At 71.8% G+C, this 19,368-nt stretch carries 13 protein-coding genes and 1 pseudogene; 8 read left to right on the top strand and 6 right to left on the bottom strand.

Going from position 1 to position 19,368, the window contains the following annotated elements; genetic code table 11:
- Position 1: 1 nt before the first annotated feature.
- Positions 2–1,267: an ABC transporter substrate-binding protein gene (locus DEU36_RS06720; protein WP_120263472.1), complete on the bottom strand. Its 1,266-nt coding sequence runs from the start codon at positions 1,265–1,267 to the stop codon at positions 2–4.
- A gap of 224 nt (positions 1,268–1,491) precedes the next feature.
- Here DEU36_RS06720 and DEU36_RS06715 point away from each other — a divergent pair, with 224 nt between their 5' ends.
- Positions 1,492–3,012, top strand: coding sequence for an alpha-N-arabinofuranosidase (locus tag DEU36_RS06715; RefSeq protein ID WP_120263471.1), 1,521 nt, complete (start codon positions 1,492–1,494; stop codon positions 3,010–3,012).
- 10 nt (positions 3,013–3,022) lie between these two features.
- Here DEU36_RS06715 and DEU36_RS06710 read toward each other — a convergent pair whose 3' ends face one another.
- Genes DEU36_RS06710 through DEU36_RS06695 form a run of 4 tightly spaced genes read right to left on the bottom strand, consistent with a single transcriptional unit; the run spans position 3,023 to position 8,874 of the window.
- Positions 3,023–5,974, bottom strand: coding sequence for a glycoside hydrolase family 2 TIM barrel-domain containing protein (locus DEU36_RS06710; RefSeq protein WP_120263470.1), 2,952 nt, complete (start codon positions 5,972–5,974; stop codon positions 3,023–3,025).
- The gene (locus tag DEU36_RS06705; RefSeq protein ID WP_120263469.1) at positions 5,971–6,729 is read right to left on the bottom strand and encodes a glucosamine-6-phosphate deaminase; all 759 of its coding nucleotides are present in this window, start codon (positions 6,727–6,729) and stop codon (positions 5,971–5,973) included. The genes DEU36_RS06710 and DEU36_RS06705 overlap by 4 nt, the downstream gene beginning before the upstream one ends.
- A complete protein-coding gene (locus DEU36_RS06700) occupies positions 6,726–7,673 on the bottom strand; it encodes a BadF/BadG/BcrA/BcrD ATPase family protein (protein WP_259455255.1) in 948 nt (315 codons plus the stop codon). The genes DEU36_RS06705 and DEU36_RS06700 overlap by 4 nt, the downstream gene beginning before the upstream one ends.
- Complete coding sequence (locus DEU36_RS06695) at positions 7,666–8,874, bottom strand: ROK family transcriptional regulator (RefSeq protein WP_259455254.1); 1,209 nt, start codon at positions 8,872–8,874, stop codon at positions 7,666–7,668. The genes DEU36_RS06700 and DEU36_RS06695 overlap by 8 nt, the downstream gene beginning before the upstream one ends.
- 64 nt (positions 8,875–8,938) lie before the next feature.
- Here DEU36_RS06695 and DEU36_RS06690 point away from each other — a divergent pair, with 64 nt between their 5' ends.
- The 7 genes from DEU36_RS06690 to DEU36_RS06660 all read left to right on the top strand — a co-directional run bounded on the left by DEU36_RS06690 (position 8,939) and on the right by DEU36_RS06660 (position 17,877).
- Complete coding sequence (locus DEU36_RS06690; protein ID WP_259455253.1) at positions 8,939–9,928, top strand: aldo/keto reductase; 990 nt, start codon at positions 8,939–8,941, stop codon at positions 9,926–9,928.
- Positions 9,925–12,303 carry a glycosyl hydrolase family 95 catalytic domain-containing protein gene (locus tag DEU36_RS06685; RefSeq protein ID WP_120263467.1) on the top strand — a complete coding sequence of 793 codons (2,379 nt, stop codon included), beginning with the start codon at positions 9,925–9,927 and terminating at the stop codon, positions 12,301–12,303. The genes DEU36_RS06690 and DEU36_RS06685 overlap by 4 nt, the downstream gene beginning before the upstream one ends.
- A 194-nt stretch (positions 12,304–12,497) precedes the next feature.
- Complete coding sequence (locus DEU36_RS06680; RefSeq protein ID WP_120264405.1) at positions 12,498–13,622, top strand: Gfo/Idh/MocA family protein; 1,125 nt, start codon at positions 12,498–12,500, stop codon at positions 13,620–13,622.
- A gap of 10 nt (positions 13,623–13,632) precedes the next feature.
- Positions 13,633–14,835 carry a dihydrodipicolinate synthase family protein gene (locus DEU36_RS06675; RefSeq protein WP_120263466.1) on the top strand — a complete coding sequence of 401 codons (1,203 nt, stop codon included), beginning with the start codon at positions 13,633–13,635 and terminating at the stop codon, positions 14,833–14,835.
- Positions 14,832–15,716, top strand: coding sequence for a sugar phosphate isomerase/epimerase (locus DEU36_RS06670; protein WP_120263465.1), 885 nt, complete (start codon positions 14,832–14,834; stop codon positions 15,714–15,716). The genes DEU36_RS06675 and DEU36_RS06670 overlap by 4 nt, the downstream gene beginning before the upstream one ends.
- 9 nt (positions 15,717–15,725) lie before the next feature.
- Positions 15,726–16,763, top strand: coding sequence for a LacI family DNA-binding transcriptional regulator (locus tag DEU36_RS06665; protein ID WP_259455252.1), 1,038 nt, complete (start codon positions 15,726–15,728; stop codon positions 16,761–16,763).
- 1 nt (position 16,764) lies between these two features.
- Positions 16,765–17,877, top strand: a complete 1,113-nt coding sequence (locus tag DEU36_RS06660) for a glycerate kinase (RefSeq protein WP_120263463.1) — start codon at positions 16,765–16,767, stop codon at positions 17,875–17,877.
- A gap of 1,217 nt (positions 17,878–19,094) precedes the next feature.
- Here DEU36_RS06660 and DEU36_RS16405 read toward each other — a convergent pair.
- A pseudogene (locus tag DEU36_RS16405) lies at positions 19,095–19,235 on the bottom strand (DapH/DapD/GlmU-related protein); the annotation flags it as partial.
- Between the last annotated feature and the right edge of the window lie 133 nt (positions 19,236–19,368).

Genomic DNA, 19,368 nt, shown 5'->3' with positions numbered 1-19,368 from the left:
GTCAGTTCATCTGTTCGGTGGAGATGGAGTTGATGTTCGCCACGGTCTGCTCGAGCGTCTGCTCGCCACTGAGGTACTTGACCGTCTCGTCCTTCAGCGGCTCGCTGTCGATCGCGAGGCCGGTGTAGCTGTTCTTCAGACCGTCGACGGTCTGACGGGCGGCGATCTCGGGCGACTCGGCGATCTCGCCGTTGTAGAGGTCGAACGCGTACGCGTCGTCCTGGTAGGTCACCTCGAGACCTTCGAGGGCGGGCAGGCAGCCGGAGACCTCGCAGTATGCGCGGTAGTTCTCGGGCTGGTACATCCACTTCACGAAGTCGAGCGTCTCCTTCTCGACGCCCGTGCCGTCGTACGCGACGATCCACGAGGCGGCGCCGTAGTTGGTCGAGCGGACCGGCTGCTGGGGCAGCGGCACCGACAGCCACTCGAAGTCGGTGATGTTCGACTGGAAGTCGGCGATCTGCCAGACGCCCGACATGTAGCCCGCGACGCGACCGCTCTTGAAGGTCGCGCTGGGGTCGTCGCCAGCAGCCCAGACCGCCTTGGGCATGAACCCGTCGTCGTTGAGCTTCTTGAAGTACTCGAGGGCCTTCTCGCCCTCGGCGTCGAGGGCCCAGGTGCCGTCGCTCTGCTCGGTGACGCCCTGGCTGCCGAATTCGAACAGGAAGGCGCGCAGGCGGTGCGCGGAGCTGTCCATGACGGCGCCGAACTCGGCATCGGTCTTCTCGACGACCTCGTTCGCGCGCTGGACGTACTCGTCCCACGTCCACTGCTGGTCGAGGGATGTCGGGTACTCCACGCCGGCGGCATCCCACAGCGACTTGTTGATGAACATACCGACGCCGGTCAGTGTCGTCGGGAGGGCCTTCACTTTGCCGTCGCCCGGGTCTTCGACGCGCAGGGCCGGGATGACCTTCGCCTCTTCGGCGATGTCGGTCAGGTCGAGCATGCGCGCGGTCCAGGCGGGGTCGGCGTCGGGTGCCGCGGCGAGGGCCGGGAGGTCGTTGGCCTGCGACGCCGTGCGCAGGCGCGTGCGCAGGTCGTCGTTGGGGACCTCGACGACGTTGACCTTGACGCCGGTCTCCTCCTCGTACTTCTCGGCGAGCATCGCGTAGCCGCCGCCCTGCGCGGCATCACCCGACTGCACGAACTGGAGGACGACCTGATCGCCCTCTCCGCCGCCCTGAGACGAGCAGCCAGCGAGCGCGAGGGCGCCGATCGTTGCTCCGACGAGGACGGTGGTGCGAATGGTGCGGGAACTCTTCACTGCTTCTCCTTCACACGCGCTCTGCGGTGAGCGCTCGATCGTGTCGCGTCAGGCCGTGGTGCAATTGTCGGCATGTCATGACAATGTGGGTGAGACATACGGTAGCCCCCCGCCGCCCATCCGGCAAGCGCTTCCCGTTTCGGCGGTGTAAAAGCTGAGTGAGGGATGAATGTTACCGGTAACGTGACAGATCAACGTCCTTCGCCAACGCCGGAAAGGTCCTCATGAGCACCCACGGATCCCTCGATCCCCAAGCCGTCCTCACCGTCGTCGATCGGCGCATCTTCGGGGGCTTCGTCGAGCACCTCGGGCGCCACATCTACGACGGCATCCACGAGCCCGGTCACCCGACCGCGGGCCCCGACGGCTTCCGCCGCGACGTGGTCGATCTCGTGCGCGAACTCGGGGTCTCGACGATCCGGTATCCCGGTGGCAACTTCGTCTCGGGCTATCGCTGGGAAGACGGCGTCGGTCCACGCGAAGAGCGTCCGCGGCGCCTCGACCTCGCGTGGCACTCGACCGAGACCAACGAGGTCGGGCTCCACGAGTTCTCGGACTGGCTCGAGCTCGTCGGCAGCGACCTCATGCTCGCGGTGAACCTCGGCACGCGCGGTACCCAGGAGGCGTTGGATCTCCTCGAATACGCCAACGTCGACGCCGACACCGCTTGGACCCGGAAGCGGGCGGAGCACGGTCGCCCCGAACCCCTCGGCGTGCGGATGTGGTGCCTGGGCAACGAGATGGACGGGCCGTGGCAGCTCGGTCACCGCAACGCCGACGACTACGGCAAGCTCGCTTCCCGCACCGCCAAGGCGATGCGGATGATGCAGCCCGACCTCGAGCTGGTCGTCTGCGGCTCGTCGGGGAGCGGAATGCCGACCTTCGGGTCGTGGGAGCGCACGGTGCTCGAGCACACCTTCGAGGACGTCGACTTCATCTCCTGCCACTCCTACTACCAGGAGCGCGGCGGCGACGCCCAGGAGTTCCTCGCCTCCGGCGTCGACATGGCGCGCTTCATCGAGTCGGTCGTCGCGATCGCCGACTCGGTCGCCGCGACCAAGCGCAGCGACAAGCGCATCATGATCTCGTTCGACGAGTGGAACGTCTGGTACCTCTTCGACGAGAACGGCGAGCAGGACGACAAGCCGGAGGAGGCGGGCTGGCCCGTCGCGCCCCGTCTGCTCGAAGACCGGTACCACGCGCTGGATGCCGTCGTCTTCGGTGACCTGCTGATCACGCTGCTGCAGCACTCCGACCGGGTGCGCTCGGCGTCCCTCGCGCAGCTCGTCAACGTCATCGCACCGATCATGACGGAGCCCGGCGGGCCGGCCTGGCGCCAGACGACGTTCTTCCCGTTCTCGATCACCTCGCGCCTCACGGGCGAGCGGGTGGTGCGTGTTCCGCTCGACGGTGCGACCGTGACGAGCTCGCGCTTCGGGGAGATCCCCGCGCTCAACGCCGTCGCCACGGTCGGCGAGCAGGGGACGAGCGTCTTCGTCGTCAACCGTTCCGTCGGCGAGGCGGCGACCCTCCGTCTCGATGTCTCCGCGCTGATCGCGGAGCTGGGCCGCGAGCCGCGCATCGTCGAGTCGCACCTGCTGCACGACGACGACATGTACGCCGCGAACACCCTCGACGACCCGGAGCGGGTCGGGGTCGTGTCGCTCGAGGATGCCGTCATCCGCGACGGCATCCTCGAGATCCCCCTTCCGCCCGTGAGCTGGGCCGCCCTGCTGCTGGCCTGAGCGCGACCGCTCAGGCGGGGCTGAACAACAGGCGCACGGATGCCGCGAAGGCGGGGACACGGTATCGGGGGAGCACTCCGGGGCCGCAGGTCGCCGTGCCGACACCCGACTGCGCGATGTCGATCGAGAGGTGGGTCGCCGTGGGCGCGGGCAGAAGGGATGCGTGCGTCGTGTCGGCCAGGGTGCGCCGATCCCACGGCGACACCGTGATGGCGACGCCGGCATCCGTGCTGCCGCCCTGGAGCACGCGTACCCGCACGTCTCCCGTCTCGGTGCGGATCGTCGCGTCGCGGACGCCCCGTCGCGAGCCGCTCTCCTGCGGGCGGACGTGCGGGGTGACGAGGTCGGGCGCGCCCACGCGATGCCACCCGAAGTGGACGCCCGAGTCGGTGTCCGGGTAGCTCGGCCCCGGCCCGTATCCCGCGAAGTCGAGACCGACCGGTGCCCCCTCCAGGGCGAGGTCGATGCCGAGCCGTGCCCAGTCGACCTCCCACGGGCCGTGCGGCTCGATGTCCAGGTGCAGCAGCATCCCGTCCTCGACCGCGCGCCACGCCCAGACCGCGTCGATCGCCGCGTCGTACGACGGCGTGCCGTCGCGGGTCCACGCGGTGAGCGCGAGGTCATCGCGCTCCGTTCCGCGCAGACGGGTCAGCATCCGGTCCATCCGTGCGGTCGCCCAGCGCTCGGCGTAGGGCGGCAGGTCGGGCTCGTCCCAGCCCGCAGCGCGGTCGTTGTCGGTGGGCGCGCGCCAGATACCCAGGCGCGGCGGGTCGACCACGCGGGCGGTGCCGAGGACGAGCGGCCGGGCGCGTCGGTCGAAGAGGTGTGCGGCCGGTGCGACCCCGTCCTCCCGCACCGGTGCACCGGCGCGTACGTGCTGTCCGCGGGCGACGACGTGGCCGGGCGACGCCCATGAGGTCTCGTCGCGCAGCGCCGCTTCGAGGGTGAGGACGTCGGCGACCTCCGGGGCGGCGCGGTCGTCCCGGGCTTCCGGGGGAAGCTCGACCACCACGCGTTGACGCGGGGCCGCCGCGATCTCCAGCTCGCCCTGGGCGATGACCGCCCCGTCGCGCTCGCGTCGCCAGCGCACACGCAGGTGCGACAGGTCGATGTGGTCGTAGCGATTGATCACGGCGGCCGCGCGCCGGTCGGCGGCGATCTCGAACACGACCGGCGCGATGATCGCCGCATAGTCGACGAGGCCCGGGCGCAGCTCGCGGTCGGCGCTGACGAGCCCGTCGATGACGAAGTTGTGGTCGTGCACCGACTCGCCGAAGTCGCCGCCGTATCGGATGAGGCGGCGCCCGGTCTCGTCGCGAACGGCGATGCCGTGCTCGACCCACTCCCACACGAACGCTCCGGCGATGCGGGGGTACCGCTCGACGAGCTCCCAATACTCCTTCACACCGCCGGGGCTGTTGCCCATCGCGTGCCCGAACTCGCACAGGATGAACGGCAGTCCGCGCCGGCGCACTTCGTCGGCGGTCGCGTCGAATGCGGCGGGATGCAGCGCCTCCTCGCCGATCCGTCGGACTTCCTCGTGCGAGGGGTACATGCGCGAGTAGACGTCGACATCGCGGCTGGACCAATCGCCCTCGTAGTGGATGAGCCGCGACGGATCGTGGCCGCGCACCCAATCGGCCATCGCGGTGATGTTCGAGCCGGCACCGGACTCGTTCCCCAGCGACCACAGGATGACGCTGGGGTGATTCCGGTCGCGCGTCACGGTGCGGCGGATGCGGTCCAGGAACGCCTCGCGCCACGCAGGGTCCGTGCTGGGGTTCCCACGCCACTCGACGTACTCGTACTCGTGGGTCTCGAGGTCGCACTCGTCGATGAGGTAGAGCCCGTACTCGTCCGCGAGATCGAGGAAATCGGGGTGCGGGGGATAGTGCGAGGTTCGTACCGCGTTGATGTTGTGCTGCTTCATCAGCTCGATGTCGTGGCGGGCCAGTGCTTCGGAGTGCACCCGTCCGTGCTCCGGATCGTGCTCGTGCCGATTGACGCCCCGCAGTGTGACGGGGCGACCGTTGACGGTCAGGATGGCGTCGGCCGACGCCACGCGCCGGAATCCGACGCGCAGCGAGACGCGTTCGGCGGCGGTGCTCAGGACGACGTCGTACAGGCGCGGCGTCTCGGCGGACCACGGCGAGACCTCGCCGGCCTCGACGAGCGCGGGGGCGAGCGCGGTGTCGACGGTTCCGGGACCGGTGCCGCGGACGACCGTGTCGATGCCGAGCTCGTGGATCCGGACGCCGACGTCGCCCTCGGCGGCAACGCGCACGGCCAGCTCGCCGCGGCCCGTGGCGGGGTCGTAGTCGGCCGTGACGAAGGCGTCGTCGATGCCGCCCGACGGACGCGCGAGCAGTTCGACACTGCGGAAGATGCCCGGCAGCCACCACATGTCCTGGTTCTCGAGGTACGTCGCATCCGAGAACTTCGCCACGCGCACTCCGACGACGTTGCCGGCAGGGCGGACGATGCCCGTCACGTCGAACTCGTGCGTCAGCCGGCTTCCCCGCGTCGAGCCGAGACGCTCACCGTTGAGGAACACGTCTGCCGCCGACTCGATGCCGTCGAACCGCAGCAGGATCCGCGAGCCCGGAACGGCGGCGGCCGCCGCGAGTCCGGGGTCGAGCGAGAACGCGCGGCGGTAGTCGCCGATCGGGTTGTGGTCGGGGGGATGCGGCGGATCGATCGGGAACGGGAACTGCACGTTCGAGTAGGCGGGCAGCCCGAAACCGTTGAGGTTCCAGTGCCCCGGGACCACGAGCTCCGACCACACCCCGGCCGTTCCGTCGAGCCACGTGTCATCCGGGATGTCGAGAACCGAGGCGCTCACACGGAACTGCCACGTGCCGTCGAGAGGTTGCGCGGGAGCGTCCGATCGCAGCCGTGTCCGCGGCGGCTCCGATCCCTCGCCGGGGCCGATGCGAGCGATGTCGAAGACCGGCGCGCTCATGCGTTCACCGGCTGGACGCGGACGGTCGGCGAGAGGCGGGAGGCCGCGGTCTCGTCGAGGAAGAAGGTCACGTCGGGATGCCGCTGCAGGAACGATGCCGGGACGGCGGCGGTCACCGGACCCGCGACGGCGCGGGCGACGGCCTCCGCCTTGTGCTCGCCCGTCGCGACGAGGACGATGCGCCGCGCCGCGAGGATCGTCCCGACCCCCTGCGTGAGGGCCCGCGTGGGTACCGGCTCAGCCGGGTCGGGGAAGAACCGGCTGTTGTCGGCGATCGTCCGAGCGGTCAGATCCACGATGCGCGTCCGGGAGTCGGCGGGGGACCCGGGTTCGTTGAACCCGATGTGCCCGTTGGTCCCGATGCCGAGGATCTGCAGGTCGACGCCGCCTGCCCGTGTGATGGCACGCTCATAGGCCTCGGCCGCCGCGTCGGCATCCGCTGCCGCGCCGTCGGGTACGTGCACGCTGTCGGGGTCGAGGCGCAGCGGGGCGGTCACGTCGCGGGCGATGACGGAGTGGTAGCTCTGCGGGTGCTCCGGAGCGAGGCCGGCGTACTCGTCGAGCGCGAAGGCCGTGGCCGACGACAGGTCGAGCCCGGCGCGAACGAGGATGGCGAGCGACCGGTAGAGCGGCTGGGGCGATGAGCCGGTCGCGACGCCGAGCACGAGGTCCGGGCGGTGGTCGGCCGCGGAAGCGACCGCGTGCGCGGCGGACGCGCCGGTCGCGACGGGGTCGGGGGAGACGATGATCCTCACGGGGTGCCTTTCGTTGCTGAGCGGGCGGCGAGACGGTGGGCGAGGGCGAGGGCCCCGAAAGCGGGCGCCGTGTCGAGGACCGTGACGCTCAGCGCCCCGTCGCGTGCGGCCACGGCCGCCCGCAGCCCGGCCGAGAGCGCGGGCTGAGCCGTCATCACCCCACCGGCGGCGATGACATCGTGGCCTCGGGCGCCGCGAGCGCGCACCGCCATCACGAGGTCTGCGAGATGCGCCGTTGCGCGTTCGACGACACCGCGCGCCAGTGGCGATCCTGCGCCGAGAGCTTCGAACACCCGTGGTGCCAGCCGGCCCCAGGCGTCTTCGCTCGCTGCGGCCTGGAAGCGCAGCGCCAGTTCGACGGTGTCGTGCGCGCCGAGCGCATCGAGCAACGACTGAGCGAGGGGGTCGCCGAGTGCCACGGGTCCGTCGCGGTCGACGGCGCGCAGGACGGCCAGCACCGCGCCGCGGGCGAGGCCGGGAGCGCTCGCATCGTCGGCGATGAGCCAGCCGTGCCCGTCTGCGGTGATGGGCGCTCCGTCCGGCCCGGTGCCCACGACGATCGAACCGGTGCCGGCGATGACGCAGATGGCGGTGTCGCGCCGCATGGCGGGCGCGAGCAGCAGGGCGTCGTTGACGACGTCGACGAGCCCCGGGAGCCTCTCGCCCAGAAGCGTTTTCGCGCGCCGCCGCTGGCCGGCGTTGTCGACCCCGTGGGCGCCGACGACCGTCACCGCCGGAGGCGTCCCGACAGCGGACAGCACCGCATCGCTCAGCCGGTCGAAGTTCGCGACGTCGTCGAACAGCGAGCCGAGCCGCCAGCTCGGACTGGGAACGACCACGTTGACGTCGGTGCCGCCACCGGAGGCGACGATCTGCGTCTTGGTCCCGCCGACGTCGACGCCGACCACCGGGCCGGATGCGGGGAGGGGGAGAAGATCAGGCAAGGTAGAGCGCTCCGTTCACGCGATCGATCGCGAGCTGCCCGATCCCCACGACGGCGGCGCGCTCGCCGAGCTCGCCGATGAGGATGCGCGGCGGCGCAGGGATGCGCCCCGTGAGCCGCCGGTCGATCTCGTCGACGAGCACGCCGGCGCGTTCGGGCAGGGCGCCGGTGAGGATGACCTCGCCGCAGTCGAGGACCACCGCCAGAGCCGCCACCGACATCGCGATGTAGTCCAGGAGCTCGGTGGCCGGCCCCCGCGCGGCGTCGGAGCCGTCGGCGTACTCGTCGAGGATGCCGAGGGTCGATTCCCGGCGGGCCAGCGGGGAACGGGACGCCCCGAGTTCGAGGATGCGGCTCTCGAGGTCGCCGCCGGCCGCGGGGGCGCGGGTGAAACCGGATCGATCGGCGATCAGGTGTCCGATCTCGCCCGCGGCGGCCCGTGCGCCGCGGAGCAGCCGGCCGTCGGCGACGATACCCGCGCCGAGCCCGACACCGAGCACGAAGGCAGCCAGGTTCGCGCTTCCGCGCCCGGCTCCGTGCGACCATTCCCCGACCGCGACGGCGTTGGCGTCGTTCTCGACGACGGTGGGCAGGCCGATCCGCTCGGCGATGAGGTCACGCAGCGGCACGTCGACCCAGCCAAGTTCGACGGAGTCGCCGACGTGGCCGGTGGGGGCGACGACGCCGGGGACGGCCACGCCGACCCCGTGGGCCGGGATGCCGCGCAGCGCGGCCGCCGTGCGGAGGTCGTCGACGAGTCGGAGCGTGCCGTCCAGGCGCGACGCGGGATCGAGGGCCCCGTCCGCACCGATGAGCGATCGCTCTTCGGTGTGGCGCACATCGCCGTTCAAGTCGATGAGCGCACCGCGGGCGCAGGTGTCGGTCACGTCGAGGGCGATGACGCTGCGGGTCTCGCCGGCGTACCGGTAGCGGTGGGTCGGTCGACCGATCGCGCCGCCGAGGTCGCGCTCGACCACGATGGCGCCGTCGTCGACCAAGCGCGTGCAGAGCCGGTGGACGGTCGCGGTGGCGAGGCCGGTGGCCTCGACGAGCTCGACGCGGCCCAGCGGGCCGCGGGTGCGCAGCGCATCGAGGATCGCGGTCTGATTGATCAGCGTCACGGTGCGCGTCGTGGCCGTCGCCCGGCTCGGGGCTGCCTCATCCGGCGTCATGCGTTCCTCGATCTCATGGTGTCCGACCATTGCAGAATATATCTCGCACTGATAAAAAAGCTCACGACCCCGCCCCGATGCTCCTGGAGGCACGATGACACCCGATGTGCGATCGAGGCCCGACCTCCTCTCGGCGATGGGGAGATGGGGGCTCGGCACCGGCCCGCTCGGCAACCTCTTCGCTGCGATCGATGACGACCGCGCTCGCCGGATCGTCGACGCGAGCTGGGACCGCGGCGTGCGCATGTTCGACACCGCTCCGCACTACGGCCTCGGGCTGGCGGAGCGCAGATTGGGCGACGCGCTGCGCGACCGACCGCGCGAGCAGTACGTCGTCTCGACGAAGGTGGGCCGCCTGCTCGTCCCGAATCCCGGTGGTGCCGCCCAGCGCGACCCCGGCGGGTTCGACGTGCCCGCGAACCTCGCCCGCCGGTGGGACTTCTCCGCTCGTGGCGTGCGCGAGTCGTGGGAGCGATCGCTCGAGCGCCTGGGGCTCGATGCGGTCGACATCCTCTACCTTCACGATCCCGACGACCATCTCGACGTCGCCGTGAACGAGGCGCTCCCCGCCCTCGTCGAGCTGCGCGAGGCCGGTCATGTCTCCGCGATCGGCATCGGGACGACGAATGCCGCTGCGGCGACGCGGGTCGTCGAGACGGGACTGGCGGATGTGGTGATGATCGCGGGCCGCTACACCCTCCTCGACCGCACGGCATCGGAGCGGCTCCTGCCGGCGGCGCTCGAGCACGGCGTCGCCGTCGTCGCCGCCGGCGTCTACAACTCCGGCATTCTGGCGACCCGGCGCCCCGGGCCGACGAGCTTCTACGATTACGCCCCCGCATCGCACGAGATCATCGCGCGCGCCACGCGACTGGGGGACGTCTGCGCCGCCCACGGCGTCGAGCTGTCCCGCGCGGCGCGGGTGTTCGCGCTGCGGCATCCCGCCGTCGTCTCCGTGGTCCTCGGCATCGGCGATCCCTCCCAGGTGCCGGGGTCGTTCGACGACGACGAGCCGCTGCCCGACGCGCTGTGGGCCGACCTCGACGCCGAGTCGCGCCGTGACCGGACCGGAGGCGGTGCGTGAGCGAGCACGTCCTGCGATACGCGGCGCCGGCACGGGAGTGGACCGACGCGCTGCCGATCGGCAACGGCTCCCTGGGGGCGATGTGCTTCGGTGACCCGGCCGAAGCGGTCTTCGTCCTCAATGAGGAGACGGCGTGGTCGGGCAGCCCCGCAAGCGAGCGGATGCCGCCGACCGTCGGCGCCGACGCGGCCGCCGCAGCCCTCGCGCGTGCCCGTGAGGCGATGCGGGACGAGCGGTTCGGCGATGCCGACGAGGCCGTCCGTCTCCTCCAGCACCGGCACACGCAGGCCTATCTGCCCGTGGCGACCCTGCGCGTGTCTGTCGCCGGCATCGGCGCGGACGCCCTGCGCGAGCATGCCGGGTACGAGCGTTCGCTCGATCTGCGCACGGCCACGCACACCGTCCGCACCGGACCCGTCGACGCGCCGTCGACGCAGCGCACCTGGATCAGCGCGCCGCACGGTGTGATGATCCACGAGATCGATACTCCCGGCCTGACCGACGTCGGACTCGCCCTCGAGACCGGTCTGCGCGAACTCGCTCGCGTCGAGAGCGATGACGCCACCACCCTGCTCTTCCGCCTGCCCTCCGACGTCGTTCCGCCCCACGACGAGTCCGACGAGCCGATCGTGTACGACGAGAGCGAGGTCGTCGAGGGGGCCGTGGTGGTGCGGGTCGTCTCCGACGCTCGCGACCCCGAGCGCCCACTGCGCGGCATCCGCACGCTCCGGCTCATCATCGCCGTCGAGACGACCTTCACCCGCATCGGCGTGTCACCGCGGGGGCGGGCGGAGGATGTGGCCGACCGCGCCGTCGCCCGTATCGAACGCGCGCTCGCCGACGGCATCGACCGTGTGCGCGCTGCGCAGCTCGGTGACCATGAGCGTCTCTACGGGCGAGTCGAGCTCGATCTCGATGCGCCGCCGCCTGATGCTCCCACCGACGTGCGGCTGCGGGCGATCGATGTCGGCGGCGACGCGGGGGAAGGAGCGGAACCCGCGCGCGACCCCGGCCTCGCCGCGCTGCTCTTCCACTACGGGCGATACCTGCTGATCTGCTCCTCACGTCCCGGAGGTCTTCCGGCGACCCTCCAGGGAATCTGGAACGGCGAGATGCGGCCGCCGTGGAGTTCGAACTACACGACCAACATCAATGTGCAGATGAACTACTGGGCGGCGCACACAACCGCCCTCGCCGAGACCGAGGAGCCGCTGCTCGACCTCATCGAGGCGCTCGCCGACAACGGCCGCGAGACGGCGCGTCGCCTCTACGGGGCTCGTGGCTGGGCCGCGCACCACAACACCGACGCGTGGGCGTACACGCAGCCGGTCGGAAACGGCGTCCACGACGCGCAATGGGCCTTCTGGCCGATGGCCGGATTCTGGCTGTGCCGACACCTCGAGGAGCGGCACCGGTTCGGCGGGGGAGACGCTGCTTCGCGCCGGCGTGCGCACCGCATCATCCGGCAGGCGTCGCTGTTCGCGCTCGACTGGGTGCATCGTGCTCCTGACGGCACGTTCACGACCCTCCTGTCGACATCCCCCGAGAACGACTACCGCACCCCGGACGGGGGACGTGCCGCGGTCACCACCGGAGCCGCCCTCGACCTGGTGCTGCTCCGCGAGCACCTCGCGGCCGACCTCGCGCTCGCCGCGGAGCTCGGGCACGACGCCCCGGCGGATGCCGACGCGGACCGCATCCGCGAGGTGCTGGACGTGCTCGCGCCGGTCCGCATCACCGCCTCGGGCAGCATCGCGGAGTGGGACGGTGACCCCGATGCCGTCGATCCGCATCATCGGCATGTCTCCCCGGTCGCGTTCGTGTATCCCGGGTCCGACGAGCTCGGCGAGGAGCATCGCCGTGCCGCCTCGCGCTTTCTCGACATGCGGGGCGACGACGCGACCGGATGGTCGCTCGCCTGGAAGCTCGCGCTCCGCGCGCGGCTGCGCGAGCCCGAGCGGGTCGATGCGCTGCTGAAGCTGGTGTTCCGCGACATGACGTTGCCCCGCGACGCGGAGGTGGGCGGGCTGTACCCGTCGCTGCTGGCGGCGCACCCGCCGTTCCAGATCGACGGGAACCTCGGCTACACCGCGGCGATCGCGGAGTGCCTGCTGCAGTCGCACCGGGATGACATCGAGCTGCTGCCCGCGGTGCCGGCCTCGATCGGCGGGGGCCGGATCCGGGGCCTGCGCGCCCGGCCGGGAATCGTCGTCGACCTCGCGTGGGCGATGTCGGATACCGGCGCGCGGCTGTCATCCGCGCGCCTGACGGCGGAGACGGATGCCGCTGTCGGCAGCCGGCTCGTGCGGTGGCCCGGTGGCTCTGCGCGCGTCGAGCTCCACGCCGGCCGCCCCGTCGAGCTCGACGGCGGCTGACCCGCGCCCCTCCCCGGAGGGGCGACGCGTTGCGGCTTGCGCGCGGACCAAGCCGCCATCTACAGTATGGGAAAGCGCTTACCATCTCACCGGTGAGCGGACGAAGAAAAGGAACGCCCGTGTCAGAGACGACCACCCTCAGCCCCGCGCCGGCCACGGCGACCGCCCCGCAGGTCCGCGAGATCGGCATCATCATGAACGGCGTCTCGGGCCGGATGGGCTACCGCCAGCACCTCGTCCGCTCGATCCTCGCGATCCGAGACCAGGGCGGCATCGAACTGCCCGACGGCACGAAGGTCACGGTCAAGCCGCTCCTCGTCGGCCGCAGCGAGGCGAAGCTCGCCGACCTCGCCGCCAAGCACGGCATCGAGGACTACACGACCGACCTCGACGCAGCCCTGGCCGATCCCCGCTGGGAGATCTACGCCGACTTCCTCGTCACGAAGGCCCGCGCGACGGCGCTGCGCAAGGCGATCGCCGCCGGCAAGACCATCTACACCGAGAAGCCCACCGCCGAATCCGTCGACGAAGCGCTCGAGCTCGCCAAGCTCGCCGCGGAAGCCGGCGTCAAGACCGGCGTCGTGCACGACAAGCTCTACCTCCCGGGACTGCAGAAGCTCAAGCGCCTCATCGACTCGGGCTTCTTCGGCCGCATCCTCTCGGTGCGCGGTGAGTTCGGCTACTGGGTGTTCGAGGGCGACTGGCAGCCCGCGCAGCGGCCGAGCTGGAACTACCGTGCCGAAGACGGCGGCGGCATCATCGTCGACATGTTCCCGCACTGGAACTACGTGCTCGAGAACCTCTTCGGCGACGTCAAGACCGTCTACGCGCAGGCCGCCGTGCACATCGCCGACCGCTGGGACGAGCAGGGCGAGCATTACACCGCGACGGCGGAGGACGCCGCCTACGGCGTCTTCGAGCTCGAGGGCGGAGTGATCGCCCAGATCAACTCGTCGTGGACCGTGCGCGTCAACCGCGACGAGCTCGTCGAGTTCCACGTCGACGGCACGCACGGCTCCGCCGTCGTGGGTCTGTTCGGCGCGAAGATCCAGCCCCGCAACGCCACCCCCAAGCCGGTGTGGAACCCCGACCTCGAAGACACGCACGACTACGACGCCGACTGGCAGAACGTGCCCACCAACGACGTCTTCCTCAACGGCTTCCGTCAGCAGTGGGAGGAGTTCCTCACCTCGTACGTGACCGAGACCCCCTACGAGTTCGACCTGCTCGCCGGCGCCCGGGGCGTGCAGCTCGCCGAGGCGGGCCTGCAGTCGAGCCGCGAGGGCCGCAAGGTCGAGCTGCCGACCCTCAGCATCTGAGCGCCGCACGATGACCGATCTCACCCTCCTCGGCGCCGACGGCGCCGTCACCTCCGTTCCGCTGGGCGAGGCCCCCGGCTTCGCCCGACCCAAGACCGCGCTGCGCAGTCGTGTCGCGTACGCGGCGGCCCATGTGGTCCCCGTCGTCTCGGCGGACAACACGCCTGGACAGCCGGCGCAGATCGATTGGGACGCCACCCTCGGCTTCCGCCGCGCCGTGTACTCGTGGGGGCTCGGCGTCGCCGACGCCATGGACACCGCGCAGCGGAACATGGGCCTCGACGCCGCCGCCACGCGCGAGCTCATCGCCCGCTCGGCAGAGGTCGCTCGCGAGGAGGGCGGCTCGGTCGTCGTCGGCGTCAACACCGACCACATCGATGACGAGCACATCTCGCTCGACCAGGTCATCGACGCCTACAAGAGCCAGCTGGCGTTCACCGAGGAGCAGGGCGCTGGGCCCGTGCTCATGGCGTCGCGGCACCTCGCCCGAGCGGCGTCATCGGCCGACGACTACCGCCGGGTGTACCGCGAGGTGCTCGCCGCGGCATCCGGCCCCGTCGTCCTGCACTGGCTCGGCACCGCCTTCGATCCCAGCCTCGCGGGCTACTTCGGCTCGCCCGACTGGCGCGCGGCATCCGACGTCCTCGTCGAGATCATCGGCGAGAACGCCGACAGAGTCGCGGGCGTGAAGATGAGCCTTCTCGACGCCTCGTCCGAGGTGTCGGTGCGCGAGCGCCTGCCCGAGGGCGTGCGCATGTTCACCGGCGACGACTTCAACTACGTCGGACTCATCGGCGGCGCCGACGTGCCGCAGGCGACCCAGCCCGACCGCGACCCCGCCTCGGCGCGCCAGCACTCGGACGCGCTGCTCGGCGCGTTCGCGGCCATCACGCCCGTCGCCTCCGCGGCCATCCAGGCTCTGGACGACGGCGACGCCGACCGGTATCTCGCGATTCTCGGACCGACCGAAGAGCTCAGCCGGCAGGTGTTCGCCGCGCCGACCTTCTACTACAAGACCGGTGTGGCCTTCCTGTCGTGGCTGAACGGTCACCAGGCGGCGTTCCAGATGGTCGGCGGACTGCACTCGGCGCGCAGCCTCCCGCACCTCTCGCGCATCGTCGAGCTCGCGAACGCGTCGCACGCACTCGAGCAGCCGGAGCTCGCCGCCGACCGCTGGCACGCGATGCTGCGTCTGAACGGGGTCGAGGCATGAGCGTCGACCCGCGCCTGTCGATCAACCAGGCGACGATCAAGTACGCCGATCTCGCCACCGCGCTGCGGGTCACGGCGGAGGCCGGGATCGAGGCGATCGGCCTGTGGCGCGAGCCCGTGCAGGAGGTCGGCCTCGCGACGGCGGCCGCCATGCTGACCGACTCGGGCCTGCGGTTCACCACACACTGCCGGGCGGGTTTCTTCACGATGCCGGAGGGGCCCGCCCGGCGCTCGTCGATCGACGACAACCGCGTCGCGATCGACGAGGCCGCCGCGCTCGCCGCCGCCGGGGCTCCCGGATCGACCGCGATCCTCGTGCTCGTCGCGGGTGGGCTGCCCGAGGGCTCGCGCGACATCGCGGGGGCGCGCGAGCGCGTCCGCGATGCGATCGGCGAGCTCGCTCCGCACGCGAAGGCGGCGGGGGTGACGCTGGCGATCGAGCCGCTGCATCCGATGTTCGCCTCCGACCGCTGCGTCGTCTCCACCCTCGGTCAGGCTCTCGACATCGCGGCGGACTTCGAGCCCGAGGTCGTCGGCGCCACGGTCGACACGTTCCACATCTTCTGGGACCCCGACGTCGTGTCCGCCATCGAGCGCGCCGGCCGCGAGGGGCGTATCGCGACCTACCAGGTGTGCGACTGGAAGACGCCGCTGCCCGCGGACGTGCTTCTCAGCCGTCACTACCCGGGCGACGGGGTCATCGACTTCGCGTCGCTGACCCGGGCCGTCGAGGCGACGGGATACGACCGTGACATCGAGGTCGAGATCTTCAACGCCGACATCTGGGCCGCTGATCCCGCCGTCGTCGTGCGCCGCACCGCCGAGGCGTTCGGCGCCGTCGTGACGCCGCACCTCGCCGGCGCGCGCACCCCCACCCCATAGACTCGGCTCGTGGGACAGACGGGGATGTCGCCGCGTGGCTCGGCCACGCTGCACGATGTGGCGAGAGAAGCCGGGGTGTCGCTCGCGACCGCCTCACGGGCGCTGAACGGATCGACCCGCAAGGTCGCCGACGCCTATCGCGAACGCGTCGAGCAGGCCGCGGCCCGGCTCGGCTACACCGCCAACCTGTCGGCGCAGGCGACGGCCCGCGGCACCGCCGCGATCGTGGCGCTGCTGGTGGCCGACATCGCCGACCCGTACTTCGGGCAGCTCGCGGCCGGCGTCGCGCGCGGCGCCGACGAGGCCGGACTCGTCGTCACCGTCGCCATCACCGAGCGCGATCCCGCGCGTGAGCTGCGGCTCGTGCGGGCGCTGCGCGGCCAGCGTCCCCGCGGCATCATCCTCGCCGCCTCCCGCACCTCGCGCGAGATGTCGGATGAGCTGAGAACCGAGCTCGACCTCATCGCCGCGAGCGGCGGAACCGTCGTCGCGCTGGGCCCGGGCGCCCCCGGCATCCGCAGTATCGCCATCGACAACCGCGGCGGCGCCCGCGAGCTCGGGGCCGCGCTCGCCGCGCGTGGATACCGGTCGGCGATCGTGCTCGCGGCCGCCGACGGCGTCGTGACCAGCGACGACCGCCTCGCCGGTTTCACCGACGGCTTCACGAACGGTGGCGGAGCAGAGCCGCGCGTCTACCGCGGCGGCTTCAGCCGCGAGGCGGGCGCCGAGGCGATGACGGCCGCCCTCGCCGACGGCGTGGAACCGGGAACGGTCGTCTTCGGCATCAGCGACGTCGTCGCCATCGGAGCCCTCACCGCGGTGCGTACCGCGGGACGCGAGCCCGGCGCCGACATCGCCCTCGCCGGCTTCGACGACATCCCGACCGGTCGCGACGTGACCCCGCCTCTGACGACCGTCCGGGTACCGCTCGCCGACGTCGGGTACAGCGCGTTGCAGGCCGCGGTCGACAGCGACGCCGACACGGCCGCGGCCGCGTTGCCGCTCGAGGTGCTCGTGCGCGAGAGCACCCCGCCACGGAGCGCGTGACGTGAGGCGGGTCGTCGTCGCGATCGACAGCTTCAAGGGGTCCATCGCCGCCGCGGCGGCCGCCCGTGAACTCGCCGCGGGATGGGCCTCCGCCGACGCCGGCGCCGTTCTCGAACTGCGCCCGATGGCCGACGGAGGCGAGGGCACGCTCGACGCTTTCGCGACCGCGATCCCCGGGGCGCGACGGATGCCGGTGAGCGTCGTCGGTCCCGCCGGAACGAGGGTCGAAGCCTCGTGGCTGCTGCTGCCCGGGATCGCCGCCGGCCGCGGCTCGGTGGGCGTCGTCGAGCTCGCATCGACGTCGGGCATCGAACTGCTGGGCGACCGGCGGCGGGGCCTCGACGCCGACACCACCGGGTTCGGCGAGGCGATCGCCGCCGCCCTCGACGCCGGCGTCGAGCGGCTCGTGCTCGGCATCGGATCGAGCTCGTCGACCGACGGCGGCGTCGGGATGCTGAGAGCGCTCGGCGCCCGGTTCACGGATGCCGACGGACGCGATGTCGCTCCCGGCGCCCGCGGCCTCGCCGATATCGCGTACGCCGACCTGTCGGGGCTCCGGCCTCTCCCCAGGGGCGGCGTCGACGTGCTCAGCGACGTGTCGAACCCCTTGCTGGGCGCGGGCGGAGCCGCCGCGGTGTTCGGACCGCAGAAGGGCCTCGACGCGGCTCAGGTCGCCGCCGCCGATGCCGCCCTGCGCCGGCTCACCGGCCTCGTGCCCGGGAGCGGCTCGCACGCGAGCACACCGGGGGCCGGAGCCGCCGGCGGCACCGGGTTCGGGCTGCTCGCGTGGGGCGCTCGCCTGCGCCCCGGCGCTCGCGAGGTCGCAGCGCTCATCGGCCTCGCCGAGGCCATCGCCGGAGCCGATCTCGTCATCACGGGTGAAGGGTCGTTCGACGTGCAGTCCTCGGCGGGCAAGGTTCCCGCGTTCGTCGCCGAACTGGCTGGCGCGGCCGGGGTGCCGGTCGCTCTCGTCGCGGGACGGATCGCGGATGACGCCGACACCGCGACGTTCGCGGCATCCGTTTCGCTGACCGAGCTCGCGGGGTCTCCCGAAGCCTCGCTCGCCGAACCCGCCCGCTGGCTCCGCGCGGCGGGCGCGGCGCTCGGTCGTTGACTCGCCCGAGTGAACGGCTTCGCCGCGAGCTCACGCAGGAAGGCCGTTCATTCGGCGCTTGGCCGTGCATTGAGTGAGTGATGCGAGGATGCCGCGGGCTCAGGCCGGTGGACGCCGCTGGGACGGTAGCCCAGGGCGTCCGAGACGCCGAGCAGGTCGGCGAGGTACCAGACGATCGCGAGCCACATCTCGGTGCCCTGCAGCCCCGGTTCCCTCTCGGCGAGCCGGAAGCTCATTCCCGCGCCCGGCTGCCAGCCTCCCAGCACCTGATCGAGGAGGCGCGTTGCGAGGTCATCGACCTCGGCGCGGCGGTATCCGGTCGCCCGCGTGAGCCAGAGCGGGTGCGCGATGTCGAGCACATTGCAGGCGTCGAGTCGTGACGGGGCGAACCACCGCTCGTCGCGGGCGTGCCGCAGCACCGTGTCGATGACGGCTTCGGGATGGGGAACCGGGATGCCGTGCTGCGCGAAGGTCCCGCGCGATGCCCGGTAAAAGCCGTTGACGACGAGCAGCAGGCCGCGGTCGGCGGAAGGTCGGCCCCACATGCCGCTCGCGGCATCCGCCTGCGTCACGAGCCATCCGAAGAGGGCCTCGGCCACGCCCGGCGCGATCCGGTCGCCCCGGCGCCGGGCCCACAGCAGGGCGGTGCCGATCGCATCGACGTGGTGTCCGGCGTTCCAGGGATCGGTGTCCCAAGGGAGCGCATCGAGTCTGGCGATCAGGGACTCGGCCGTCGCTCGGGTGACGAGCCCGACGGGGTGGGCGAACGCGGACCCCAACAGGTCGAGCGCGTACCCGACGGAGAGCACGTGATAGGCCGTGTCGCCGTCGTCCCAGCCGGCGATGTCGACCGAGCCGAGCGGGGGAACGGCGCCCGTCGCCGGATCCTGCCAGCGGCGCAGCCGCTCGACCAGCTCGGACTGATCGCTGCCCGGCGGCGTCGACCCCAGCAGGAGATCGGCGATCTCGACGGCATCGCCCTGCGCCCGCACCGTCGGCGCAGCGCCCGGCCGGTCGGCGTACAGCCCGGTGTCGGGGTCGAGCGAACGCCGGAGCACCTCGCCGGCCTCGGCGCGAGCGCGGTCGGCGAAGTCGGCCACACGCGCGCGCAGGCCGCTCGGCACCGAGACCCCGTCCTCGGGCGGAACCCTCCAGCGCAGCAGACGGGCGGGGTTGCCGCCGACGATCGCACCGGCGGGCACGTCCTTCGTGACGACCGCGCCTGCCGCGAGCACCGCCGACGCCCCCACGGTGACCCCGTCGAGCACGACGACGTGCGAGCCGATCCACACGTCGTCGCCGATGCGAATGCCGCGGCTGGTGAGCGGCTGCCGGAAGACCGGTGTCCCGGGCTCCATCGAATGGTTGAATCCGAGCACCGAACTGTGCGCGCCCATCCGGACGCCGTCGCCGAAGACCACGTCGCCGCGGACGACGGTCGACGGGTTCACCGAGCAATCCGCGCCGATGCGTACGGTGCCGGTCAGGTAC

The organism is Microbacterium sp. AG238, assembly GCF_003610405.1.
GTDB lineage: Bacteria > Actinomycetota > Actinomycetes > Actinomycetales > Microbacteriaceae > Microbacterium.
The sequence above is the reverse complement of the archived record's forward strand: the minus strand, read 5'-3'. Positions and strand labels throughout refer to the sequence as shown.